Source organism: Sulfuritalea hydrogenivorans sk43H (assembly GCF_000828635.1).
Lineage (GTDB): Bacteria > Pseudomonadota > Gammaproteobacteria > Burkholderiales > Rhodocyclaceae > Sulfuritalea > Sulfuritalea hydrogenivorans.
Genome location: NZ_AP012547.1, coordinates 2840576 through 2862043, shown reverse-complemented (window position 1 = coordinate 2862043; position 21468 = coordinate 2840576). Strand labels below are relative to the sequence as shown.

Sequence of the window (21468 nt, the reverse complement as noted above, 5' to 3'; positions counted from 1 at the left end):
GCTTATGCACCTGTCGTGCGCGCGTCGGGCAGGGTCCGGATCTCGAATTGCAGGGTTTCCAGGTCGGCGAGTATCCAGGTGGCGGCCGGCGCGCCAAGCCCGGCGACGGTGCCCGGATTGACCAGCCAGGTGAACCCGCCATGGATATTGGGCTGCTGCCGGATTTCCGTTTCGTGGCTGTGACCGCAGCAGACCAGGTCGTAATCACCAGTGCAGGCCATGCCATGGCCGAGGTGCGGATAGTGGGTGAGGAAGATGCGCCGGCCGCCCAGCGTCAGCGTCGCGTCCTGGCCGTAATAGTGCAGTTGCTCGTCGGAGTGGCAGGCGATGCGCGCAATCGATACCGGGTCGCCGAGGTTGTTGCCGTGCACGGCGTGGATCGGCAGCCCAAGCTTGAGCGAGGCCTTGAGTGTGTTGCCGCCGATGATGTCGCCGCAATGGATCACGGCCTCGGCGCCCTCGGCCTTGGCCGTGGCCACCGCCGTCGCCATCATCGGGCCGCGGTCGTGGCTGTCGGAGAGGATGCAGATTTTCATTGTTCCTTGTCCTTGCCGAAGCCAAATATTTCGTCGAGGCGAAATTCGCGGATCAGCGCATCGGCTGCCGCCTGGCCATGTTCCTTCGCCACGTCGGCGAGGATCAGCCGCGCGCCGTTGCGGTTGTAGCCGCCGCCGAAGCTCACCTGGGTGCCCAGCAGCTGGCGGGCTTTTTCCAGGGTCATATGATGAGCGGACCGTGATAGTCGTCGTCCTGCGCCGGGGCCTTGTTGCCGATGGTTTCGGTCACGGCGGCGGAGCGCGTGCCGTGGTGGTCGGCCTGGACTTGCAGCAGGATGGTCACGCAGTCGCCGAGATTGTCATAAACATCGCGGCCGGTGCCGAAGATCTCGTTCTCCGAATAGAAGAACTGGCAGTGGAAACGCTGCTCGCCGACCTTGGCGACGATGAATTCCGCGCCCAGCTCGTTCCAGTAGAGCGCGGGACAGGGGGTCGGTTCCTTGTCTTCGGGGTCGAGCAGGAGTTCGACCTCCGCTGCTTGCAGGGGGACCAGGCGGCCGTAGCGTTCGAGAAGGATCTGGTTGGCCAGTTGGAATTCGCTGGCGGTAAAGTCGGGAATGCTCATGGGTATTCGCTTTCTTTCATGCGAGGCTGTTCTTGCATGGGGCGGCCACTCTACAGCGGCCGGCTGAATTCGGGCAATCACTGTTGCTTATCCAAAAATAGAAATTATCCCCTTGTGCGCGGACATTGCTTAAAGTCAGAATATTGAGACTTTCTAATATATCGCCTCCGACTTCTTATTCCCCAATGCAAGCGGCCACCGCATCCCTTCCTCCGGTTCAGGAAGTCAAGAACACCACATGCTACATGTGCGCCTGCCGCTGCGGCATCCGCGTCCATCTGCGCGACGGTGTGGTGCGCTACATCGACGGCAATCCGGACCATCCGCTGAACAAGGGCGTGATCTGTGCCAAGGGTTCGTCGGGCATCATGAAGCAGTATTCCCCGGCGCGCCTCTTGAAGCCGCTCAAACGCAAGGCGGGGGCTGAGCGCGGGGCCGGCGAGTTCGAAGAGATCGAGTGGGACGAGGCTTTTGCCACCCTGGCCGAACGCCTCGGGAAAATCCGCGCCACCGATCCGAAGAAGTTCGCCCTGTTCACCGGCCGCGACCAGATGCAGGCGCTGACCGGCATGTTCGCGCGCCAGTTCGGCACGCCCAACTACGCGGCGCACGGCGGCTTCTGTTCGGTGAACATGGCCGCCGGCATGATCTACACCATCGGCGGTTCGTTCTGGGAATTCGGCGGGCCGGACCTCGATCGTGCCAAGCTGTTCGTCATGATCGGCACCGCCGAGGACCACCATTCGAACCCGATGAAAATCGCGCTGTCGAAATTCAAGCGCGACGGCGGCCGCTTCATTTCGATCAATCCGGTGCGTACCGGCTATTCGGCGATTGCCGACGAATGGGTGCCGATCCGTCCCGGCACCGATGGCGCGCTGCTGCTGGCGATCATCCACGAGATCATCGCCACCGGCTTGTACGACCGCGACTTCCTGGTCCAGTACAGCAACGCCGGGCAATTGATCAATGCCGACGAGACCAACGACGAGTTCGGCTTCTTCGTTCGTACCGAAGTGCCGACCGAAGAGGCCTGCTACGAACCGCAGGACAAGCTGTGGTGGGACCGCACCACCGACCGGCCGGTGGTGACCCACAAGCCCGGCGCCGATCCCTACCTGCTGGGCGAGTTCAAGCTGTCCGACGGCACGCCGGTAAAACCGGCCTTCCAGTTGCTGCAGGAGCGCGTCAAGGACTACACGCCGGACTGGGCGAGCCAGATCACCGGCATTCCCGCCGACGTGATCCGCCGCCTGGCGCACGAAATGGGCGTCACCGCGCGCGACCAGAAGATCGAACTGCCGATCGCCTGGACCGATTCCTGGGGCAATGAACACGACACGGTGACCGGCAACCCGGTGGCCTTCCACGCCATGCGCGGCCTCGCGGCGCACAGCAACGGCTTCCAGACCATCCGCGCCATGGCGATCCTGATGTCGCTCCTGGGCACCATCGATCGTCCCGGCGGCTTCCGCCACAAGGCGCCATTCCCGCGGCCGATTCCGCCCTGCGCCCGGACGCCCAACGATCCGCGCGCGGTGCAGCCCAACCGGCCTCTGGACGGCATGGCGCTGGGCTGGCCGTCCGATCCGGACGACCTGTTCGTCAATGACGACGGCAGCCCGGTGCGCATCGACAAGGCCTTCTCCTGGGAATATCCGCTGTCGGTGCACGGCCTGATGCACAACGCCATCACCAATGCCTGGCGCGGCGATCCCTACCGCATCGACACCCTGCTGATCTTCATGGCCAACATGGCCTGGAACTCGACCATGAATGCGGTCGAGGTGCGCAAGATGCTGAACGACAAGGATGAGAGCGGGGAGTACAAGATTCCCTTCCTCGTCGTCTGCGATGCCTTCCATTCGGAAATGACGGCCTTCGCCGACCTGATCCTGCCGGACACGACCTACCTCGAACGGCATGACGTGATGTCCATGCTCGACCGGCCGATTTCGGAGTTCGACGGTCCGGTGGATTCCGTGCGCATCCCGGTGGTACCCGTGTCGGGCGACTGCAAACCCTTCCAGGAAGTGCTGATCGAACTCGGCACGCGGCTCAAGCTGCCCGCCTTCGTGACCAAGGAAGGCGCGCGCAAGTTCCGCGACTACCCGGATTTTGTCGTCAATTGGGAATCCGAGCCGGGCTCCGGCATCGGTTTCCTCGCCGGCTGGCGCGGCAAGGGCGGCGAGAAGTCGCTGCGTGGCGAGCCGAACCCGAACCAGTGGGAGATGTACAAGAAGAACAACTGTGTCTTCCACTACGAACTGCCCAAGTCCTACCAGTACATGCGCAACTGGAACAAGGGCTACCTCGAATGGTCGCAGCGCAACCGCATCACGCGTTATGCCGAACCCATCCTGATCCACATCTATTCCGAAGTGCTGCAACGCTTCCGCTCGGCCGCTCAGGGCAAGGGCCTGACGCGCAAACCGCCGGAGCATTTGAAAAAGCGCATCGACACCTATTTCGATCCGCTGCCCTTCTACTACGACACCCTCGAAGCCCTGGCGACCGACAAGCAGAAGTATCCGTTGGCGGCGGTGACGCAGCGGCCGATGGCGATGTACCACTCCTGGGATTCGCAGAACGCCTGGCTGCGGCAGATCCACACCCACAACTATCTCTTCGTCAATGCACTGACCGCGCGTCAGCAGGGCATTGACGACGGCGACTGGATCTGGGTCGAGTCGCAATGGGGCAAGGTCAAGTGCATGGCGCGCCATTCCGAGGCGGTCGAACCGGGAACGGTGTGGACCTGGAATGCCATCGGCAAGGCGGCGGGGGCCTGGAACCTGACGCCCGATGCCAATGAATCGCAAAAGGGCTTCCTGCTCAACCACCTGATTTCGGAAGAACTGCCGGAGGCCGGCAGGCGGATATCGAATTCCGACCCGATCACCGGCCAGGCGGCGTGGTACGACGTGCGGGTCAGGATTTATAAAGTCGGCGCTGGCGAGACGGCGATCACTTCGCCCCAGTTCGAGACCATGAAGCCTTATCCGGGGATGAAGACGCGCAGCGCCATCCTCGCCTTCCTCGGAGTCAAGCCGAAATGACTCAACTGGCATTGGTCATCGACCTCAACGTCTGCGTCGGCTGCCAGGCCTGCGTGACCTCCTGCAAGGAATGGAATACCTCCGGCAGCGCCGGTCCGATGGGCGACCAGAATCCCTACGGCGCCGATCCGACCGGGACTTTTTTCAATCGCGTACAGACCTTCGAGGTCGGCGAGTTCCCCACTACCGAAACGGTGCACTTCCCCAAATCCTGCCTGCATTGCGAAGACCCGCCCTGCGTGCCGGTGTGCCCGACAGGGGCCTCCTACAAGCGCAAGGAGGACGGCATCGTCCTCGTCAATTACGACAAGTGCATCGGCTGCAAGTACTGCTCCTGGGCCTGCCCCTACGGCGCGCGCGAACTCGACGAGCAGCAGCAGGTGATGAAGAAATGCACGCTGTGCGTCGATCGCATCTACGACATGACAATGGCTGAAGCCGATCGCAAGCCGTCCTGCGTCAAGGCCTGTCCGACCTCGGCTCGCCTGTTCGGCGACGTTCACGATCCCGAGTCGGCCGTATCCGTGGCGATCCGCGAAAGCGGCGGCTATGCGCTGATGCCGGAGTGGGGCACGCATCCGGCCAACCATTACCTGCCGCGGCGCAAGACCCGCATCAAGATCCACGAGGACGAACTCGAGCGCGCCGACAATCCGCTCAAGGTCGATCGCCAGTTGCCCAAGCCGGCCATGGACGAACCGACCCTCGACGACGTCACGACCTGGTAACTGGATTCCTAACCGACATGCATCCCGCGTTCTCAGTCATCTTCCTGACTACCCTGATCGGTGCCGCCCAGGGGCTGTTCCTCGCGTTGTTCACCGCGCAGTCCTACGCCGCCTTCAAGCTGCTGCCGCAACCCGATGCCCACGGTTTCTACGGGCAGGGCAGCCTGTTGGCCTTGGCGCTGCTGGTCGCCGGCCTGGTCGCCTCATTCTTCCATCTGGGGCATCCGGAGCGTGCCTGGCGTTCCGCCGCCATGTGGCGTACATCCTGGCTGTCACGCGAAGTGATCGTGCTGCCGGCCTTCATGGGCGTGGTCTTTCTGTATGGACTGGCGCACTGGCTCGAATGGCACCCGGTGCTGATGACCCTGCCCGGCGGCTTGCCGGTCGATCCGACCGCCATTCTTGGCGTGGCTGGCACCGTCCTCGCATTTGCCCTGTTCATCTGCACCGGGATGATCTACGCCTGCCTGAAGTTTCTTGCCGAGTGGCATTCGCCGCTGACGGTCATTAACTACGTCCTGCTCGGTGGTGCCTCCGGCTTCACTCTGGCTGCTGCGTTCGCTGCGGCGACGGCGCCTGAGCTGGTGAGCTTCCTCGCCGGCTGGGCCGCGATCATTACGGTGCTCGGGCTGATCGGCCGCATTGCCTCGCTCTACCGCAATGCGCGGCTCAAGCCGAAATCGACGCTGCAGACCGCCATCGGCATCAAGCATCCGCGGATCGTGCAGAAGACGCAGGGCTTCATGGGCGGCAGCTTCAACACGCGCGAATTTTTTCACGGTCGGCCGGTTGCCGTGTTGCGCGGAGTGAAATGGTTCTTCCTGCTGGCTGCATTCCCCGTGCCGCTCCTGTTGTTGCTGGCGGGGATGCAAGATGGCATGGCCGCTCTGGTGGCCGCCTTTGTGGTGCAGTATGCCGGGCTGCTGGCCGAGCGCTGGTTCTTCTTCGCCCAAGCCAACCATCCGCAAAATTTGTATTATCAGTCCATCAGTTAAACCCGGTTGTCGCCCAGGGTCTTTGGATATATTATCGAACGCTAAATAACTAATCCGTATCACCATTACAAGTCACGAGAGAGGAAACAACATGAACTTCGACAAGGAACTCGACGCCCGCGGCCTCAATTGCCCGCTTCCCATCCTGCGCGCCAAGAAGTCGCTGGCCGAGCTGCAGCCGGGTCAGGTGTTGCGCATCATCGCCACCGATCCCGGTTCGGTTAAGGATTTCGCCGCGTTTGCCAAGCAGACGGGCAATGAGCTGCTGGCCAGTGCGCAGAAGGACAAGGAATTCGAATTCTTCATGAAGCGCAAGTAAGTCGCTACGCTCCGCATAAACGGCCGGCCTTCGGGCGGGCCGTTTTAGTTTGTGCACGTCGGGGCGGGACGCCGTGTCGCGAGCGCCGACTTGCGCAACCGGTCGAATCATCGTTTGCTATAGGGACATAGAAAAAATCGACTGGTTGCTGCACTGCGATTTGTTTAATCATCAAACTTGTCGGTCATTCTGACCAGGAGAATACACATGGGCGCCACCCCCGAAATCGCCAACATCGACGAACTCGTCAATCGCCGCCTGGAAGAACTGCTGCCGCAGAAGCTCGAAGAAGCCCTGCGCCAGCGCGAAGAATCAAAAACGCCGTCAATGGCCATCATCGCCACCCGCGGCACTCTGGACTGGGCCTACCCGCCCTTCATTCTCGGTTCCACGGCCGCGGCGCTGGGCTGGGATGTGTCGATCTTCTTCACCTTCTACGGCCTCAACCTGCTGAAGAAGGATGTCTCCGACCTGAAAGTCAGCCCGCTCGGCAATCCCGGCATGCCGATGAAAATGCCCTTCGGTCCGGACTGGTTCAAGGGCATCAACTGGAACATTCCCAACATCATCCAGGCTGGTGTACCCGGTTTCGAGACCGTCGCCACGATGCTGATGCAGCAGACCATCAAGAACAACGGCGTCGCCACGATCGAAGAATTGCGTGGGCTGGCGCAGGAAGCCGACGTCAAGTTCAGCGCCTGCCAGATGACGGTCGAGCTGTTCGGCTTCAGCCACGACGACTTCATTCCCGGGCTCGACTATGTCGGCGCCGCGACCTTCCTGCCGATGGCGCAGAAGGCCGATGTTTCGCTGTTCATGTGATTCCGCTTCAAACAACTTAAAACCCGCAGGGAGATGAAATGATGAAAATGAAAAAAATTGCAGCACTTCTGGCTATTGCCGCTGCTTCCGGCTCGGCCTTCGCCACCAACGGCTATTTCTCGCACGGCTTCGGCATCAAGGCCAAGAGCATGGGCGGTGTCGGCATCGCCCTGCCCCAGGACTCGCTTGCGGCTGCGTCGAACCCGGCGGGCATGGCGATGGTGGGCGATCGCCTTGATGTAGGTCTGGATCTGTTTGCACCGATCCGCACGGCGACATGGACGGCCACCAATGGTGCGTATAACCGCCCCCTTGAGGATTCCAAGAGCGGCAGGAACCTCTTTGCCGTGCCGGAGCTCGGCTACAACAAGATGCTCGGCTGGGACATGGCGGTTGGCATCAACGTCTACGGCAATGGCGGCATGAATACCGATTACGGCAAAGTCGTGATTTCCGGAGCAGCGACCAATACTTACAGCAATCTTGAGCAAATGTTCATTGCGCCGACGTTTGCCTGGAAGATCAACAAGAACCACACGATCGGCGTCAGCCTGAATCTGGTATTTCAAAACTTTGAAGCGCGTGGCTTGGAGTCGTTTGCCGTTGCTACACAAAGCAGCGCTCCTGAAAGCGTTACGAATCGCGGCAAGGACTACTCGACAGGACTTGGACTGAAGTTAGGCTGGACCGGGCAGATTTCGCCTGCGGTCACGCTCGGTGCCACCTACCAGCCGAAGACCAGTATGTCCAGGTTCGACAAGTACAAAGGACTCTTCGCCCAGCAGGGAAAGTTTGACATTCCTGAGACCTATGGCTTGGGTATTGCCTACAAGGCCAATGACAAACTTACCGTCGCGGCCGATGTGGTCCAGATCAACTATGGGGCAGTCAAGTCCATTGCCAACAATGGTGACAAGTTCCCGGGCGTTGCTGGCACCCTCTTGGGCTCCGAGAATGGGTCTGGTTTTGGCTGGGGCAACCAGACAGTGTACAAGTTGGGCATGAGCTATCAATATGCGCCTAACCTGCTGCTGCGTGCCGGTTATAACCATGCCAAGACGCCGCTCGGTTCAACCCAGACTTTCTTCAACATCCTGGCGCCGGCCACGGTTGAAGATCACCTGACTCTGGGCGCTACTTGGACGCTGGCCGACAAGTCGGAACTGTCCTTGTCTTACATGCATGCCTTCGAAAAGAAGGTTACGGGTGTCGGTACCGGTAATGGCGGGTGCGTAGTCGCGTTTGGTTGCGGTGGAGCAGTTGCGGTGAGCGGCCACCCCGTCGACCTGAAAATGCATCAGAACGCGCTGGGCATCGCCTACGGCATGAAGTTCTGATCGGCTGATCGCGTCGAATGACGTAATCAACGAAAAGGGCTGAAAGCGGCAACGCTTTCAGCCCTTGTTTCATCCAAATTCCAAAAACGCAAATTGTCCCGAGGGGGAGAGATATGTCCAAAATTCGCAAAATCCTGAGTGTGCTGGCCCTGGCGTTGAGCACCACCGTGGCGTTCGCGCAGGATGCCGTGCTGAAACCTTTCGTGCTGGCTTCAAAGGGCGCCGGCGACTTGGCGCAGAAGGTCGAAGCGACCAGAGCCGCGCTGGGCAAGGCGGGCTTCACCGTGGCCGGCAGCTATTCGCCCTACGCGAACACCACCGTTATCGGCGTCACCAACGACGAATTGCGCGCTACCGCTGCCAAGTCGGAGCATGGCGGCTTCGGTGCGGCGATGCGCGTGGCGGTGGTCAAGGTCGGCAACGACGTTCAGGTGTCCTACACCAATCCGCCCTACTGGGCCAATGCCTACCGCATGACGGGCGAACTCAAGGACACGGCGGCAAAACTGCAGGCGGCGCTGGGCAAGGTGGAGGAATTCGGCGCCAAGGGCCTGACGGCGGCGCAGTTGCGCAAGTATCACTACGCCTTCGGCATGGAATACTTCAACGAGCTCAATGAGTTCGTCCAGTACGGCAGCCACGAAGAGGCGGTCAAGGCTGTCGAGGCCGGCCTGGCCGCTGGCAAGCAGGGCGTGACCAAGGTTTATCGCGTCGATGTCGCTGGCAAGAAGGAAGTCCTGTTCGGCGTGGCGATGAAGGGTACGGGTGACAGCAAGATGATGGACGACGCCTACCTGATGAGCGAAATCGACTTCAAGGACGTGAAGTCGGCCGCACACCTGCCCTACGACATCCTTGTGTCGGACAACAAGGTTTACGGCCAGTACGCCCGTTTCCGCATTGCGGTCAGCTTTCCCGATCTGTCAATGATGGGCGCCAACAGCTTCATGAACATCATGAAGTCGCCCGAGGCCATCCGCGAGGCACTGGCCATGACGGTCGGCGGCAAGAAAGACGCGCGCTGATCACTGCGTAGCGCGGTTTGCCATGCAAACAGTCCGGCCATGAGCCGGACTGTTTGTTTCCGTCATCCCAATCGCGCGAACTGCGCCTGAAGTTTTTCCAGCAGCGAGGAAAAGCCTTGCAGCCGTTCACGCTCCTGCGCAACCACCTGTGCGGGCGCGCGGGAGACAAAGCTTTCAGTGCCGAGTTTCTTTTCCGCCTTGACGATTTCGCCTTCGATGCGGGCGATTTCCCTGGCGATGCGCTCCTTCTCGGCGGCGACGTCGATCTCGATCTTCAGCATCAGGCGGAAGTCGCCGACGATCTGCACCGGTGCGTCGGAATCGGGCAGCGCGTCGGCCGTGGTGACCTCGGAAAGCTTGGCCAGCGCTGCGAGGTAAGGCGCGTAGGCGTTCAGAATCGCCGTGTCGCCAGCGCCGACTAACGGCACTTTCTGCGCCGGGGAGATGTTCATTTCGCCGCGCAGGCTGCGGCAGGCGTTGATCATGTCCTTGAGCCGCGCCACCCAGGCTTCGGCGTCGGCATCGCAGCGTTCGAGTTCGGCTTTCGGGTAGGGCTGCAACATGATCGAACGCGATATGTCGCTGCCGTCGGCGCGACCGGCAATCGGCGCGACGGTCTGCCAGAGTTCCTCGGTGATGAAGGGAATCAGCGGATGCGCGAGGCGCAGAACGGTTTCCAGCACGCGCACCAGGGTGCGCCGCGTGGCGCGCTGCTGCGCTCCGCTTCCCTGCTGCACCTGCACCTTGGCCAGCTCCAGATACCAGTCGCAGTATTCGTCCCAGACAAACTCGTAAATCGCGCGGGCCAGCAGGTCGAAGCGATAGTCGGCATAGTGCTGCTCGACTTCGTGCTCGACCTTCTGCAGGCGGCTGACAATCCAGCGATCGGCCTGGGAGAAGTCGAGGTAGGTGGCGTTGCAGGCGTCCGAGCCGTGCGGCGCGAGGCCGCAATCCTGTCCTTCGCAGTTCATCAGCACGAAGCGCGAGGCGTTCCACAGCTTGTTGCAGAAGTTGCGATAGCCCTCGCAGCGCTGCATGTCGAACTTGATGTCGCGGCCGGGCGACGCCAGCGACAGGAAGGTGAAGCGCAGCGCGTCGGTGCCGAAGCCGGGGATGCCGTTCGGATATTCGCGGCGGGTGCGCTTCTCGATCTTGGCCGCATCTCTGGGGTTCATCAGCCCCGTGGTGCGCTTCGCCACCAGTTCTTCGAGCGTGATGCCGTCGATCAGGTCGATCGGATCGAGCACGTTGCCCTTGGATTTCGACATCTTTTGGCCTTCCGCGTCGCGGATCAGGCCGTGCACATAGACGTCGCGGAAGGGGATCTTTCCGGTGATGTGTTTCGTCATCATCACCATGCGCGCCACCCAGAAGAAGATGATGTCGAAGCCGGTGACGAGCACCGTCGAAGGAAGGTAGAGGTCGAGCGCGGTGTTCGATTTGGCCGGCCATTCGGGCGTCCAGTCCAGCGTCGAGAAGGGCCACAGCGCCGACGAGTACCAGGTGTCGAGCACGTCGGGATCGCGTTCGAGACCGCCCGTGTAGCCGTCGCGCCTTGCTTGTGCGTAGGCCTCGGCTTCGTCGTGGGCGACATAGAAGCGGCCGTCGTCCGCATACCAGGCGGGAATCTGGTGGCCCCACCAGAGCTGGCGCGAAATGCACCAGTCCTGGATGTTGTTGAGCCACTGGTTGTAGGTATTGACCCAGTTCTCGGGGACGAAGCGGATCTCGCCCGAGGCCACGCATTCCAGTGCCTTGCCGGCGATGCTGCTGCCATCGGTCCCGGGCCTGGTCATGGCGACGAACCACTGGTCGGTGAGCATCGGCTCGATCACCACGCCGGTGCGGTCACCGCGCGGCACCATCAGCTTGTGCGGCTTGGTGCTGACCAGCAGGCCTTGCGCTTCGAGGTCGGCAACCACGGCCTTGCGCGCTTCGTAGCGGTCCATGCCCCGGTATTTCTCGGGTCCGTGCTCGTTGATGCGAGCGTCCAGCGTCAGGATCGAGATCGGCGCCAGGCCGTGGCGATGGCCTACCTGCCAGTCGTTGAAATCATGTGCCGGCGTGATCTTGACGCAGCCGGTGCCGAATTCCTTGTCCACATAGCTGTCGGCAATGATCGGAATCTCGCGGCCGCACAGCGGCAGATGCACATGTTTGCCGACCAGATGCGCGTAACGTTCGTCCTCCGGATTCACCGCCACGGCTACGTCGCCCAGCAGTGTTTCCGGCCGCGTGGTGGCGACGATCAGTTCGCCCACGCCTTCGCCATCCACAAACGGATAGCGGATCTCCCACATGAAGCCGTCCTCCTCCTCGCTCACGACTTCGAGGTCGGACACGGCGGTAAGCAGCTTCGGATCCCAATTCACCAGCCGCTTGCCGCGATAGATCAAGCCCTCGTTGTAGAGCCGGACGAAGGTCTCGGTGACGATCTTCGACAAGCCGGCGTCCATGGTGAAGCGTTCGCGCGACCAGTCCGGGCTGGTGCCCAGGCGGCGCATCTGCCGGGTGATGGTGTTGCCCGAGTACTCCTTCCACTCCCAGACTTTTTCCAGGAAGGATTCGCGCCCGAGATCGTGGCGGGAAATGCCCTGCGCGTCGAGCTGGCGCTCGACCACGATTTGCGTCGCGATGCCGGCGTGGTCGGTGCCCGGCTGCCACAGCGTATTGTCGCCGCGCATGCGGTGGTAGCGCGTCAGCGAATCCATGATCGCCTGGTTGAAGCCGTGGCCCATGTGCAGCGTGCCGGTGACGTTCGGCGGCGGCAGCAGGATGCAGAAATTGTCTGTTTTTGCGGTGTCGAGCCCGGCGGCGAAATAGCCGCGCGACTCCCAGATCGGGTACCAGCGCCGCTCGATTTCGGCGGGTTCGAAGCTCTTGGCGAGTTCCATAGGTCGTGCGAGGGACAGAAACCGGCAATTTTAACGGAAGCCGGCGCCCCTCCGTGCAATTCCGGGGCGGCAATATCAGCTATCATTGCGCCCTCCTTTTCGTTCCAATCCCATGATCCGCAAGCTGTTGCGCCGCGTGTTCCGTCGCGGCGATTCCCCGTCATCCCATGCGCCGGCCATGATTCCCGTGGCGCGCCATGGCATTCGCCGCGACCATGTGTCGCTGGGCGCCCGCCGTACCTGCGAGACGCTGCAGCAGGCGGGCTACAAGGCCTATATCGTCGGCGGCGCGGTGCGCGACCTGATCGCGGGCATCGATCCCAAGGATTACGACATTGCCACCGATGCCGAACCGGAGCAGGTGCGCGCCCTGTTCCGCCGCGCCCGCATCATCGGCCGCCGCTTCCAGATCGTGCATGTGATGCAGGGCGGCGAGACGCTCGAAGTGTCCACCTTCCGCGCCGCGCACGATGCCCATACCGTCAAGGACGAACACGGCCGCGTGCTGCGCGACAACGTCTTCGGCTCGATCGCGGAAGACGCCGCGCGCCGCGACTTCACGGTCAACGCGCTTTACTACGATCCATCCTCGGAGACGGTGATCGACTACCACCACGGCGTGGCCGACCTGCAGCAGAAGACCCTGCGCATGATCGGCGAGCCGAAGCTGCGCTATCGCGAAGACCCGGTGCGCATGCTGCGCGCCGTGCGTCTGTCCGCAAAGCTGGGCCTGACGCTCGATCCGGCGGTGCGTGCGCCGATCCGCGAAATGGCCGAGCTGATGGAAAACGTACCCGCGGCGCGCCTCTTCGACGAGATGCTGAAGCTGCTGTTTTCCGGGCACTCGGTCGAATGCCTCAAACGCCTGCGCGACGACGGCCTGCATCATGGCCTGCTGCCGATGCTGGATGTGATCCTGGAACAGCCGCTGGGCGAGAAGTTCGTCATGCTCTCGCTGGCCAATACCGATGCGCGGGTCAAGGCCGGCAAGTCCCTGTCGCCCGGCTACCTGTTCGCCACGCTGCTCTGGCACGAAGTGCTGGCCAACTGGGAGATCCGCAAAGCCCGCGGCGAAGTGCCGATTCCCGCGCTCTACGAAGCGATGGACGAGGTGCTCGATGCGCAGGGCGAAAAGCTCGCCATCACGCGCCGCATCGTAGGCGACATCAAGGACATCTGGTCCTTGCAGCCACGCTTCGAGAAGCGCGCCGGAAAGTCGCCCTATCGCCTGATCGAGCTGCCGCGTTTTCGCGCCGGCTATGATTTCCTCGTCTTGCGCGCCGAAAGCGGCGAAATCGGCATGGACATCGCCGATTGGTGGGATGCCTTCCAGAATGCCGATCACGAAGGCCGCGAAGCCCTGCTGATCCCCGACAGCGGACCAAAGAAGAAGCGGCGTCGCGTGCGCGGCAAGAAGGCGTCGGGCGAGGGGGATTCCGCCAGTCCGGTCAGCAGCGAAAGCTGACGTGGGGCAGCGTTGCTTCATCGCGCTGGGCGCCAATCTGGGGGACCCGGCGGCGACGGTGAAGGCGGCCATCCTCGCCTTGCGCAAAATGCCGCAGACCGAATTCATCGCTGCATCTTCGCTGTATCGCACGGCGCCGGTCGGACTCAAGCACCAGCCCGACTTCATCAACGCCGTGGTCGAGCTGGTCGCCGTGTCGCCGGCGCCGACTCTCATGCAATCCCTGTTTGCGATCGAAGCGGACTTCGGTCGCCAGCGCAGCGTGAAGAACGCGCCGCGCACGCTGGATCTCGACCTGCTGCTCTACGGCAACCTGCTCAGCGACGACCCGCAACTGACCCTGCCGCATCCGCGCCTGCACGAGCGTGCCTTCGTGCTGGCGCCGCTGGCCGAAATCGCACCGCTGTTGCGCATTCCGGGCCACGGCAACGTAGGCGATCTGCTGCTGCGCTGCGCCGATCAGCAGATCGAGAAGATGCTGTCGCCAGCTGCCTGAACCATGTCGTCACTGCCGCATATCCCGGTTGTCTGGCAGACCACGCTGTTGCTCACGGCTTCGAATGTCTTCATGACCTTCGCCTGGTATGCGCATTTGAAGAACCTCAACGACCGGCCGTGGTGGATCGCCGCGCTGGCCTCGTGGGGCATTGCCTTGTTCGAGTACCTGTTGCAGGTGCCGGCCAATCGCATCGGCCACTCCGAGATGTCGTTGGGCCAGCTCAAGATCCTGCAGGAAGTGATCACTCTCACGGTATTCGTTCCGTTTGCCCTGTTCTACATGAAGCAGCCGCTCAAGCTGGATTTTCTGTGGGCGGGTTTGTGTATCCTAGGCGCCGTTTATTTCATTTTCAGATCGCCATGACCTACCTCGCCAGCAACAAGCCGATTACCTTGCCGGAACTGGGCCGCATGAAGCGCGAAGGCGAGAAGATCGCCATGCTCACCTGTTATGACGCCAGCTTCGCCGCGCTGGAGGACCGCTGCGGCGTCGATGTGATGCTGGTCGGCGATTCGCTGGGCAACGTGATCCAGGGCAAGACCTCGACCTTGCCGGTGACCATGGAGCACATGGTCTATCACACGGCCTGCGTCGCGGCGCTGCCGTCGCGGCCGATGCTGGTCGCCGACATGCCCTTCGGCGCCTACCACGAGTCGAAGGAGCAGGCGATCCGCAATGCCGGAAAGCTGCTGGCCGCCGGCGCCGAGATGGTCAAGCTGGAGGGCGGCGAGGTGATGGCCGAGACCGTGCATTTCCTGGTTGAACGCGGCGTGCCGGTCTGCGCCCACATCGGCCTTACGCCGCAGTCAGTGCATGCGCTGGGCGGCTACCGGGTGCAGGGGCGCGGCGAGGAGGGCGCGGCGCGCATGAAGCGCGAAGCCTTGGCGCTGGAACAGGCCGGCGCCGCGATGATGGTGCTGGAAATGGTGCCCGCCCAGCTCGCCAGTGAAATCACGCAATTGCTCAAGGTCTGCGCCACCATCGGCATCGGCGCCGGCAAGGAGTGCGACGGCCAGGTGCTGGTACTGCACGACATGCTCGGCGTCTATCCGGGCAAGAAGGGGCGCTTCGTCAAGGACTTCATGGCCGAGGCGCAGAGCATCGACGGTGCCGTACAGGCCTACGTCAGGGCGGTGAAGGACGGCTCGTTCCCCGGCCCGGAGCACTGTTACTGATGCGCATCCACGAAACCATCGCGTCGCTGCGGGCGGCGCGGCGCAGGGACGGTCGCGTGGCGCTGGTGCCCACCATGGGCAACCTGCACGACGGCCACATTGCGCTGATGACGCAGGCGCGCGACAACGCCGATCAGGTGATTGCGACCATTTTCGTCAATCGTCTGCAGTTCCGTCCCGGCGAGGATTTCGAAAAATACCCGCGCACCTTCGTGGCGGATTGCGAGCGCCTCGCGGCGGCGGGGGTCGATGACCTGTTCGCCCCGCAGGAAGCGGAAATGTACCCGCAGCCGCAGACCTACCAGGTCGAGCCGCCACCCGAGCAGGCCGGCATCCTCGATGGCGAGTTCCGCCCCGGGCATTTTCGCGGCGTCGCCACGGTGGTGATGAAGCTGTTCCAGATCGCCCAGCCCGACGTGGCCTTGTTTGGCAAGAAGGATTACCAGCAACTGATGGTAATTCGCAACATGGTGCGCGAGTTCAACCTGCCCATCGACATCATCGGCGGCGAGACGGTGCGCGCGGCCGACGGCCTGGCCCTGTCCTCGCGCAACGGCTACCTGTCCGCCGCGGAAAGGGCGGAAGCGCCGCATTTGTTCCGGGTACTGACCAAAGTAGTAGAGGCGGTACGTGCCGGGGGACGAAATTTGACCTTGCTTGAACAAGGGGCAATATCGGAGTTGCAGGCCAGTGGCTGGATTACGGATTATGTTGCATTGCGTAAAAAACTTGATCTACAATTGCCATCCGCTCACGATTCCGGATTGGTGGTGTTGGCGGCGGCGCGTCTCGGAAGCACGCGCCTCATCGACAATCTGGAAGTTTAGGCCACTGCGATGCGCTCATGCCGGTGGTGTGCCAGAAGCGAACGAGGCGGGAACAGTGCTCCTTAGGGGCCGTTCCCGATTGATTGCCGCCTTTGCATGAGAAAGGTCTGACAATGCAACGCATGATGCTCAAGTCGAAACTTCACCGCGTGACGGTGACACACGCCGAACTGCACTACGAGGGTTCCTGCGCGATCGATGAAAACCTGCTCGAAGCGGCGGACATCAAGGAATACCAGCAGATCGACATCTACAACGTCAACAACGGCGAGCGCTTCACCACCTACGCCATTCGCGCCGAACGCGGCACCGGCACCATTTCCGTGAATGGCGCCGCCGCGCGCAAGGCCGCCACCGGCGACCTGCTGATCATCGCCACCTACGCCATGATGAACGAGATCGAGCTGCAGAATTTCGAGCCCGATCTGGTGTATGTCGATGCCAGAAACCGCATTACCCACCACAGCCGGCAGATTCCGGCGCAAGCCGCCGCCTGATTTTCCGGCCGCTGCATGAAAAGCCCACCCTAGCGGTGGGCTTTTTTATGTCCGTGGCGAGGCGCGGTGTATTCTTCCGACAGGAAGCACACCAGACCTGAAAGACGGGGGACGCATGGCGAAGAGAATACTGATAGCCGACGACGAGCCGAATATCGTCATTTCAATCGAGTTTCTGCTGAAGCGCGAAGGCTACGACGTGATCGTCGCGCAGAATGGCGCCGAAGCGCTGGCTAAGGTCCGCGCCGAGCGGCCCGATCTGGCGATTCTCGACGTCATGATGCCGCTGCGCAATGGCTTCGAAGTCTGTCAGGATCTGCGCCAGGATCCTGAATTCAAGGACTTGAGAATCATGATGCTGACCGCCAAGGGGCGCGATACGGAGGTGTCCAAGGGACTTGCACTCGGTGCCGACGTCTATATGACCAAGCCATTTTCGACCAGGGAGCTGGTCGCCAAGGTCAAGGCGCTGATGGACCGCGCATGAAAGCCATGAATCGCCCGCTGTGCGGGAGCAACCCTACCGGGCGCATCCGCCATGCAGGAATCCGCCGGCAGGCCTGACGCCTTCGCCGCGGCGCCGGTGAACCTCAACACGGCGCTGCGCAATCTGCCGCTGGCGCCGCCCGTCGTGGTCGATCCGGCAACATCGGTGCGCGACACCCTGCGGGCCATCGATTCCCGCGCTGCCGAGGCGGCGGTAGTCGTCGACAAGACGAGCTCGGTGCCGCTGGGCATTGTCAGCCTGCGCGATGCGCTGCGTTCCATCATCGATGGCGAATGTGATCTTGCCGGACCGGTGGCCGGCGTCATGACCGGAGGCCTCGCCACCCTGCCGGCGGAGGCGACGGTACATCAGGCGACCGTTCTCATGTTCCGTCGCGGCATGCGCCACCTGATCCTGACCGGGCCCGATGGACGCCTCTTCAATGTCGTCTCGCAGGGCGATCTGTATGGCATGCAGGCCGCGGATTCGGCGAGCCTGGCCAACGCCATTCTGGCAACCCGGAGTATTGCCGAGCTTTCGGTGCAGACTGTTGCCGTGAGGCGTTTTGCCTCCCGCCGCCTGATCGAGGGAAGCGGGGCGGAGGTATTGTGCGAGTGGATTGCGGCCCTCAACGACCTGATCGCCCTGCAGGCGATCGATCTGGTGGAGGGCCAGTTCGAGCTTCCCTATGTGCCATGGTGCTGGCTGGTTTTCGGATCGGAGGGCAGGCTGGAACAGACCCTGGTCACCGACCAGGACAACGGCATCGTGTTCGAGGCGGCCTCGGCGGAGGAAGCCGGGGAGCTGCGCCGGAAATTCCTGCCCTTCGCCCAGGCCGTCAATGCGGCGCTCGATGCCTGCGGGTTTCCGTTGTGCTCGGGACAGATCATGGCCGGCAACCCGACCTGGTGCCTTTCCCTCGATGAGTGGAAGCAGCGGTTTGGCGGCTGGATCGCGGTGCCGGAGCCCGAGGCCTTGCTCAATGCCACCATTTTTTTCGATTTCCGTCCACTCTATGGCCGCGAAGAGCTGGTCGCCGAGCTGCAGGAATGGCTGTTGCAGCGAGTCAAGGGAAACACCGCCTTCCTGCGGGCGATGGCGGGCAATGCGCTGGAGCAGGCGCCGCCGTTGAGCTGGTGGCGTGATTTCCGGCTTGGCGGCGGCCCCGACTTTCCTCGCACGCTCGACCTCAAAGGGCAGGGGATCCGCCTGTTTGTCGATGCGGCGCGGATTTTTGCCCTGGCTTACGGAGTCGCCCAGACCAATACCGTCGAACGTCTGCGCGGTGTGCGGCCGGCCCTGGGGATGCCGGTCGAGGAGGTCGCCGCGATGGCTGCCTCCTTCTATCAGATACAGCGCCTGCGTCTGCAGAATCAGGTTTCCGGAGAGTTTCCCGATGCGGCCAACCGGCTCAATCCGGATCGCCTGCACAAGCTCGATCGGCTGATCCTCAAGGAGGCCCTGCGCGAAGCGCGAACCTTGCAGCAGCGCTTGCGGCTGGATTATCTGAATTAGGGCCGGCGACGGACGAGCGGTAAATCGCCGTGTCGTTATCCGCAGCGGCGAGGAGAGCGTACTTTGCTCGACCGCCTTGCTGCGCAGGGGTTTCATCAGCGCCGACTTCCGGCCTGGCGAGTTGCGATGACAGTCTGTTCCTGTTCGCCCAGGCCCTCGACACCGAGCCTGACCCGGTCGCCGACCTGAAGGAAGCGTCCGCGCCCGATGCCGACGCCCTGCGGCGTGCCGGTGCAGATCACGTCGCCGGGCAAGAGCGTCATGAAGCGCGAGAGGTAGCTGACGATTTCGGCGCAGGAAAAGATCATGTCGGCGGTGGAGGAATCCTGCATGCGCTCGCCATTGACGTCGAGCCACAGGCGCAAGGCTTGCGGGTCGGCGACCTCGTCCTTCGTTACCAGCCAGGGGCCGATCGGGCCGAAGCTGTCGCAGCCCTTGCCCTTGTCCCACTGGCCGCCGCGCTCAAGCTGGAAGGCGCGCTCCGAGACATCGTGGAACGCGCAGTAGCCTGCGACGTGATCGAGCGCCCTGGCCTCGCTGACCTGGCGGGTCTCGCGGCCGATGACTAGCCCAAGCTCGACCTCCCAGTCGAGCTTGGTGCTGTCGACGGGTTTCAGGATCGGATCGAAGGGGCCGGTAATGCAGGTGGTGGCCTTCATGAACACCACCGGTTCGGTGGGAATCGGCATCTTCGCTTCGAGGGCGTGGGCGCGGTAATTGAGGCCGATGCCGACGATTTTCGAAATGCCGGTGAAGGGCACGCCGAATCGCGGCGTGCCGCGCACTTTGGGCAAGGCGCGCGCATCGAGGGCGCGCAGGCGTTTTTGTCCGGCGGGTGAAAGCTCGTTCCAGCCGATGTCGGCGACGTACCCGGAAAGGTCGCGCAGGCTGCCGTCGGCGGCAATCAGGCCGGGCTTTTCGCGGCCACGGGAGCCGAAGCGGACCAGCTTCACCTACTTTTTCCCCAGGCCGCCGAGCAGTGCGGCGACCGGCCGCTGCGGGCGCGTCGGCGACGGTTTCTCGGGAGCGATTTCGGCACCGCCAGGTTTGTTGACATAGGGCTTGGTCGGATCGAAGTCGAGCTTGGGCAGGCGCGGGTCGAGTCGCGGCACGTGGGCGGCGGGGGTGGGCAGTTCGCGCCCGGCCGGCCGGTTGCCGTCCAGCGTCAGCGCGCGATCGCGCTCGCGCGCTTTCTCGCGGGCGCGCTCGAGGTGCTCGCGCTTGTGGCCGCGATTGCTCGGCGCACGCTCGGGCGGCGCGGAAGCCAGCTCGGCGAAGCCGCTGATCTCGACGCGCTCGATCTGGCGCTTGATCAGCTTTTCGATGTCGGCCAGCCGCTGCTTTTCCTCGGGGGCGAACAGGGAAGTGGCGTCGCCCTGCTTGCCGGCGCGACCGGTGCGGCCGATGCGATGCACGTAGTCCTCGGCGGTGTGTGGCAATTCGTAGTTGATGACATGCGGCAGGTCGTCGATGTCGAGGCCGCGCGCGGCGACATCGGTGGCGACCAGCACGCGGATCCTGCCCGACTTGAAGCCTTCGAGCGCTTCGGTGCGCTGCTGCTGGCTTTTGTCGCCGTGGATGGCGTCGGCGGCGATGCCCTGGCGTTCGAGGTACACGGCCAGCCGGCTGGCGCCGAACTTGGTGCCGACGAAGACCAGCACCTGCTTGGCCTTCTCCTCGTCGTGGGTCAGGAGGTGCACCAGCAGGCTGCGCTTGAGGTCGGAGGCCACGGGATAAACGCGATGGGTGATGGTCTCGCTGACGGCATTGCGGCGCGCGACTTCGATCAGTTGCGGTGCCTTGAGCATGCTGTCGGCGAGATTCTTGATCTCGTTGGAGAAGGTGGCCGAGAACAGCAGGCTCTGGCGCTCTTTCGGCAGCATTGCGAGGATGCGCTTGATGTCGGGGATGAAGCCCATGTCCAGCATGCGGTCGGCCTCGTCGAGCACCAGCACCTCGACCGCGGCGAAGGACACGCTCTTTTGCTGCACGTGGTCGAGCAGGCGGCCCGGCGTGGCGACCACGATCTCGCGGCCTTCGCGCAGTTCGGCGATCTGCGGCTTGATATCCACGCCGCCGTAAATGCAGACCGAGCGCAACGGCACGTACTTGCTGTAGGTGACCACGCTTTCATGCACCTGCATGGCCAGTTCGCGCGTCGGCGCCAGGATCAGCGCGCGCACCGGATGGCGCGCAGGCGAGGGCGAACTGCTGGCATGGCGCGCCAGCCGTTGCAGCAGCGGCAGGGTGAAGCCGGCCGTCTTGCCGGTACCGGTCTGGGCGCCGCCCATGACATCCTTGCCGGCCATGATGATGGGGATGGCCTGGGTCTGGATCGGGGTCGGGTGCGTGTAGCCGTTGTCCTTCACGGCACGCAGCAACTCGGGCAGCAGCCCGAGGTCGTCGAAGGTCGGCGCTGGCGGGACGGCGGCCGGGCTGGCGTCCTGGTCGTCGACGGCGGAAGGGGTCGTGCTCTGTGTAGTCGCGTTCAAATGAACTCCTGAATCGGCCTGCCCCTCGCGGGGAACCGGTTCAGGCGGCGAAGCGCTTGAGGAATGTGCGGCGAAATGCCGGATCGGGCGCCAACCGGCAGGGCGCGCGTGGGCCGTATTGTATTACACCCGGTCCTTGCCGAGACGGGCGTGGTGGATTCACTGTCTGAATATGCTGATAGAATCGCTGGCGGTGTGCGGCTGACGATT

The 21468-nt window shown here is 62.8% G+C and carries 21 protein-coding genes; 15 read left to right on the top strand and 6 right to left on the bottom strand.

Going from position 1 to position 21468, the window contains the following annotated elements:
• Positions 1–2: 2 nt before the first annotated feature.
• Genes SUTH_RS13760 through SUTH_RS13750 form a run of 3 tightly spaced genes read right to left on the bottom strand, consistent with a single transcriptional unit; the run spans position 3 to position 1122 of the window.
• Positions 3–536 carry a metallophosphoesterase family protein gene (locus tag SUTH_RS13760; RefSeq protein ID WP_041100023.1) on the bottom strand — a complete coding sequence of 178 codons (534 nt, stop codon included), beginning with the start codon at positions 534–536 and terminating at the stop codon, positions 3–5.
• Positions 533–721: a hypothetical protein gene (locus tag SUTH_RS13755; protein ID WP_041100021.1), complete on the bottom strand. Its 189-nt coding sequence runs from the start codon at positions 719–721 to the stop codon at positions 533–535. Before SUTH_RS13755 ends, SUTH_RS13760 begins: the two co-directional genes overlap by 4 nt.
• On the bottom strand, positions 718–1122 hold the full coding sequence (locus tag SUTH_RS13750) for a hypothetical protein (RefSeq protein ID WP_193789299.1): 405 nt from the start codon (positions 1120–1122) through the stop codon (positions 718–720). The genes SUTH_RS13755 and SUTH_RS13750 overlap by 4 nt, the downstream gene beginning before the upstream one ends.
• 185 nt (positions 1123–1307) lie before the next feature.
• Between SUTH_RS13750 and SUTH_RS13745 the strand changes: the two genes are divergently transcribed.
• The 7 genes from SUTH_RS13745 (at position 1308) to SUTH_RS13715 (ending at position 9407) form a co-directional block, all read left to right on the top strand.
• Positions 1308–4181 (top strand): molybdopterin oxidoreductase family protein, encoded by a 2874-nt coding sequence (locus SUTH_RS13745; protein WP_052473645.1) that lies wholly within the window; start codon positions 1308–1310, stop codon positions 4179–4181.
• Positions 4178–4909 carry a 4Fe-4S dicluster domain-containing protein gene (locus SUTH_RS13740; RefSeq protein WP_041100019.1) on the top strand — a complete coding sequence of 244 codons (732 nt, stop codon included), beginning with the start codon at positions 4178–4180 and terminating at the stop codon, positions 4907–4909. Before SUTH_RS13745 ends, SUTH_RS13740 begins: the two co-directional genes overlap by 4 nt.
• A gap of 17 nt (positions 4910–4926) precedes the next feature.
• A complete protein-coding gene (locus SUTH_RS13735) occupies positions 4927–5904 on the top strand; it encodes a dimethyl sulfoxide reductase anchor subunit family protein (RefSeq protein WP_041100017.1) in 978 nt (325 codons plus the stop codon).
• A gap of 91 nt (positions 5905–5995) precedes the next feature.
• Positions 5996–6223, top strand: coding sequence for a sulfurtransferase TusA family protein (locus SUTH_RS13730; RefSeq protein ID WP_041100015.1), 228 nt, complete (start codon positions 5996–5998; stop codon positions 6221–6223).
• Positions 6224–6550: 327 nt separating this feature from the next.
• The gene (gene dsrE2 / locus SUTH_RS13725) at positions 6551–7045 is read left to right on the top strand and encodes a sulfur carrier protein DsrE2 (protein WP_041102355.1); all 495 of its coding nucleotides are present in this window, start codon (positions 6551–6553) and stop codon (positions 7043–7045) included.
• Positions 7046–7083: 38 nt separating this feature from the next.
• Complete coding sequence (locus SUTH_RS13720) at positions 7084–8382, top strand: OmpP1/FadL family transporter (protein ID WP_041100013.1); 1299 nt, start codon at positions 7084–7086, stop codon at positions 8380–8382.
• 113 nt (positions 8383–8495) lie between these two features.
• On the top strand, positions 8496–9407 hold the full coding sequence (locus SUTH_RS13715) for a hypothetical protein (protein WP_041100011.1): 912 nt from the start codon (positions 8496–8498) through the stop codon (positions 9405–9407).
• 62 nt (positions 9408–9469) lie between these two features.
• On the opposite strand, the gene SUTH_RS13710 is transcribed toward SUTH_RS13715, so the two are convergent.
• Complete coding sequence (locus tag SUTH_RS13710; protein ID WP_041100009.1) at positions 9470–12301, bottom strand: valine--tRNA ligase; 2832 nt, start codon at positions 12299–12301, stop codon at positions 9470–9472.
• 112 nt (positions 12302–12413) lie between these two features.
• Between SUTH_RS13710 and pcnB the strand changes: the two genes are divergently transcribed.
• From pcnB to SUTH_RS13670, 8 genes are all read left to right on the top strand, one after another.
• Entirely contained in the window at positions 12414–13766 is a 1353-nt protein-coding gene (gene pcnB, locus SUTH_RS13705) for a polynucleotide adenylyltransferase PcnB (protein ID WP_041100007.1), read from the top strand.
• Position 13767: 1 nt separating this feature from the next.
• Positions 13768–14262 (top strand): 2-amino-4-hydroxy-6-hydroxymethyldihydropteridine diphosphokinase, encoded by a 495-nt coding sequence (gene folK / locus SUTH_RS13700; RefSeq protein WP_041100005.1) that lies wholly within the window; start codon positions 13768–13770, stop codon positions 14260–14262.
• Between the two features lie 3 nt (positions 14263–14265).
• Positions 14266–14628, top strand: coding sequence for a DMT family protein (locus SUTH_RS13695; RefSeq protein WP_041100003.1), 363 nt, complete (start codon positions 14266–14268; stop codon positions 14626–14628).
• On the top strand, positions 14625–15440 hold the full coding sequence (gene panB, locus SUTH_RS13690) for a 3-methyl-2-oxobutanoate hydroxymethyltransferase (RefSeq protein ID WP_041100001.1): 816 nt from the start codon (positions 14625–14627) through the stop codon (positions 15438–15440). Before SUTH_RS13695 ends, panB begins: the two co-directional genes overlap by 4 nt.
• Complete coding sequence (panC, locus tag SUTH_RS13685; protein ID WP_041099999.1) at positions 15440–16267, top strand: pantoate--beta-alanine ligase; 828 nt, start codon at positions 15440–15442, stop codon at positions 16265–16267. The genes panB and panC overlap by 1 nt, the downstream gene beginning before the upstream one ends.
• Before the next feature lie 113 nt (positions 16268–16380).
• Complete coding sequence (gene panD / locus SUTH_RS13680; protein ID WP_041099997.1) at positions 16381–16764, top strand: aspartate 1-decarboxylase; 384 nt, start codon at positions 16381–16383, stop codon at positions 16762–16764.
• Positions 16765–16879: 115 nt separating this feature from the next.
• The gene (locus SUTH_RS13675; protein ID WP_041099995.1) at positions 16880–17251 is read left to right on the top strand and encodes a response regulator transcription factor; all 372 of its coding nucleotides are present in this window, start codon (positions 16880–16882) and stop codon (positions 17249–17251) included.
• Between the two features lie 51 nt (positions 17252–17302).
• A complete protein-coding gene (locus SUTH_RS13670; protein ID WP_041099993.1) occupies positions 17303–18766 on the top strand; it encodes a DUF294 nucleotidyltransferase-like domain-containing protein in 1464 nt (487 codons plus the stop codon).
• Positions 18767–18861: 95 nt separating this feature from the next.
• Here SUTH_RS13670 and SUTH_RS13665 read toward each other — a convergent pair whose 3' ends face one another.
• The gene (locus tag SUTH_RS13665; RefSeq protein WP_041099991.1) at positions 18862–19719 is read right to left on the bottom strand and encodes a fumarylacetoacetate hydrolase family protein; all 858 of its coding nucleotides are present in this window, start codon (positions 19717–19719) and stop codon (positions 18862–18864) included.
• Positions 19720–21135, bottom strand: a complete 1416-nt coding sequence (locus tag SUTH_RS13660; protein WP_231851150.1) for a DEAD/DEAH box helicase — start codon at positions 21133–21135, stop codon at positions 19720–19722.
• Positions 21136–21468: the final 333 nt, after the last annotated feature.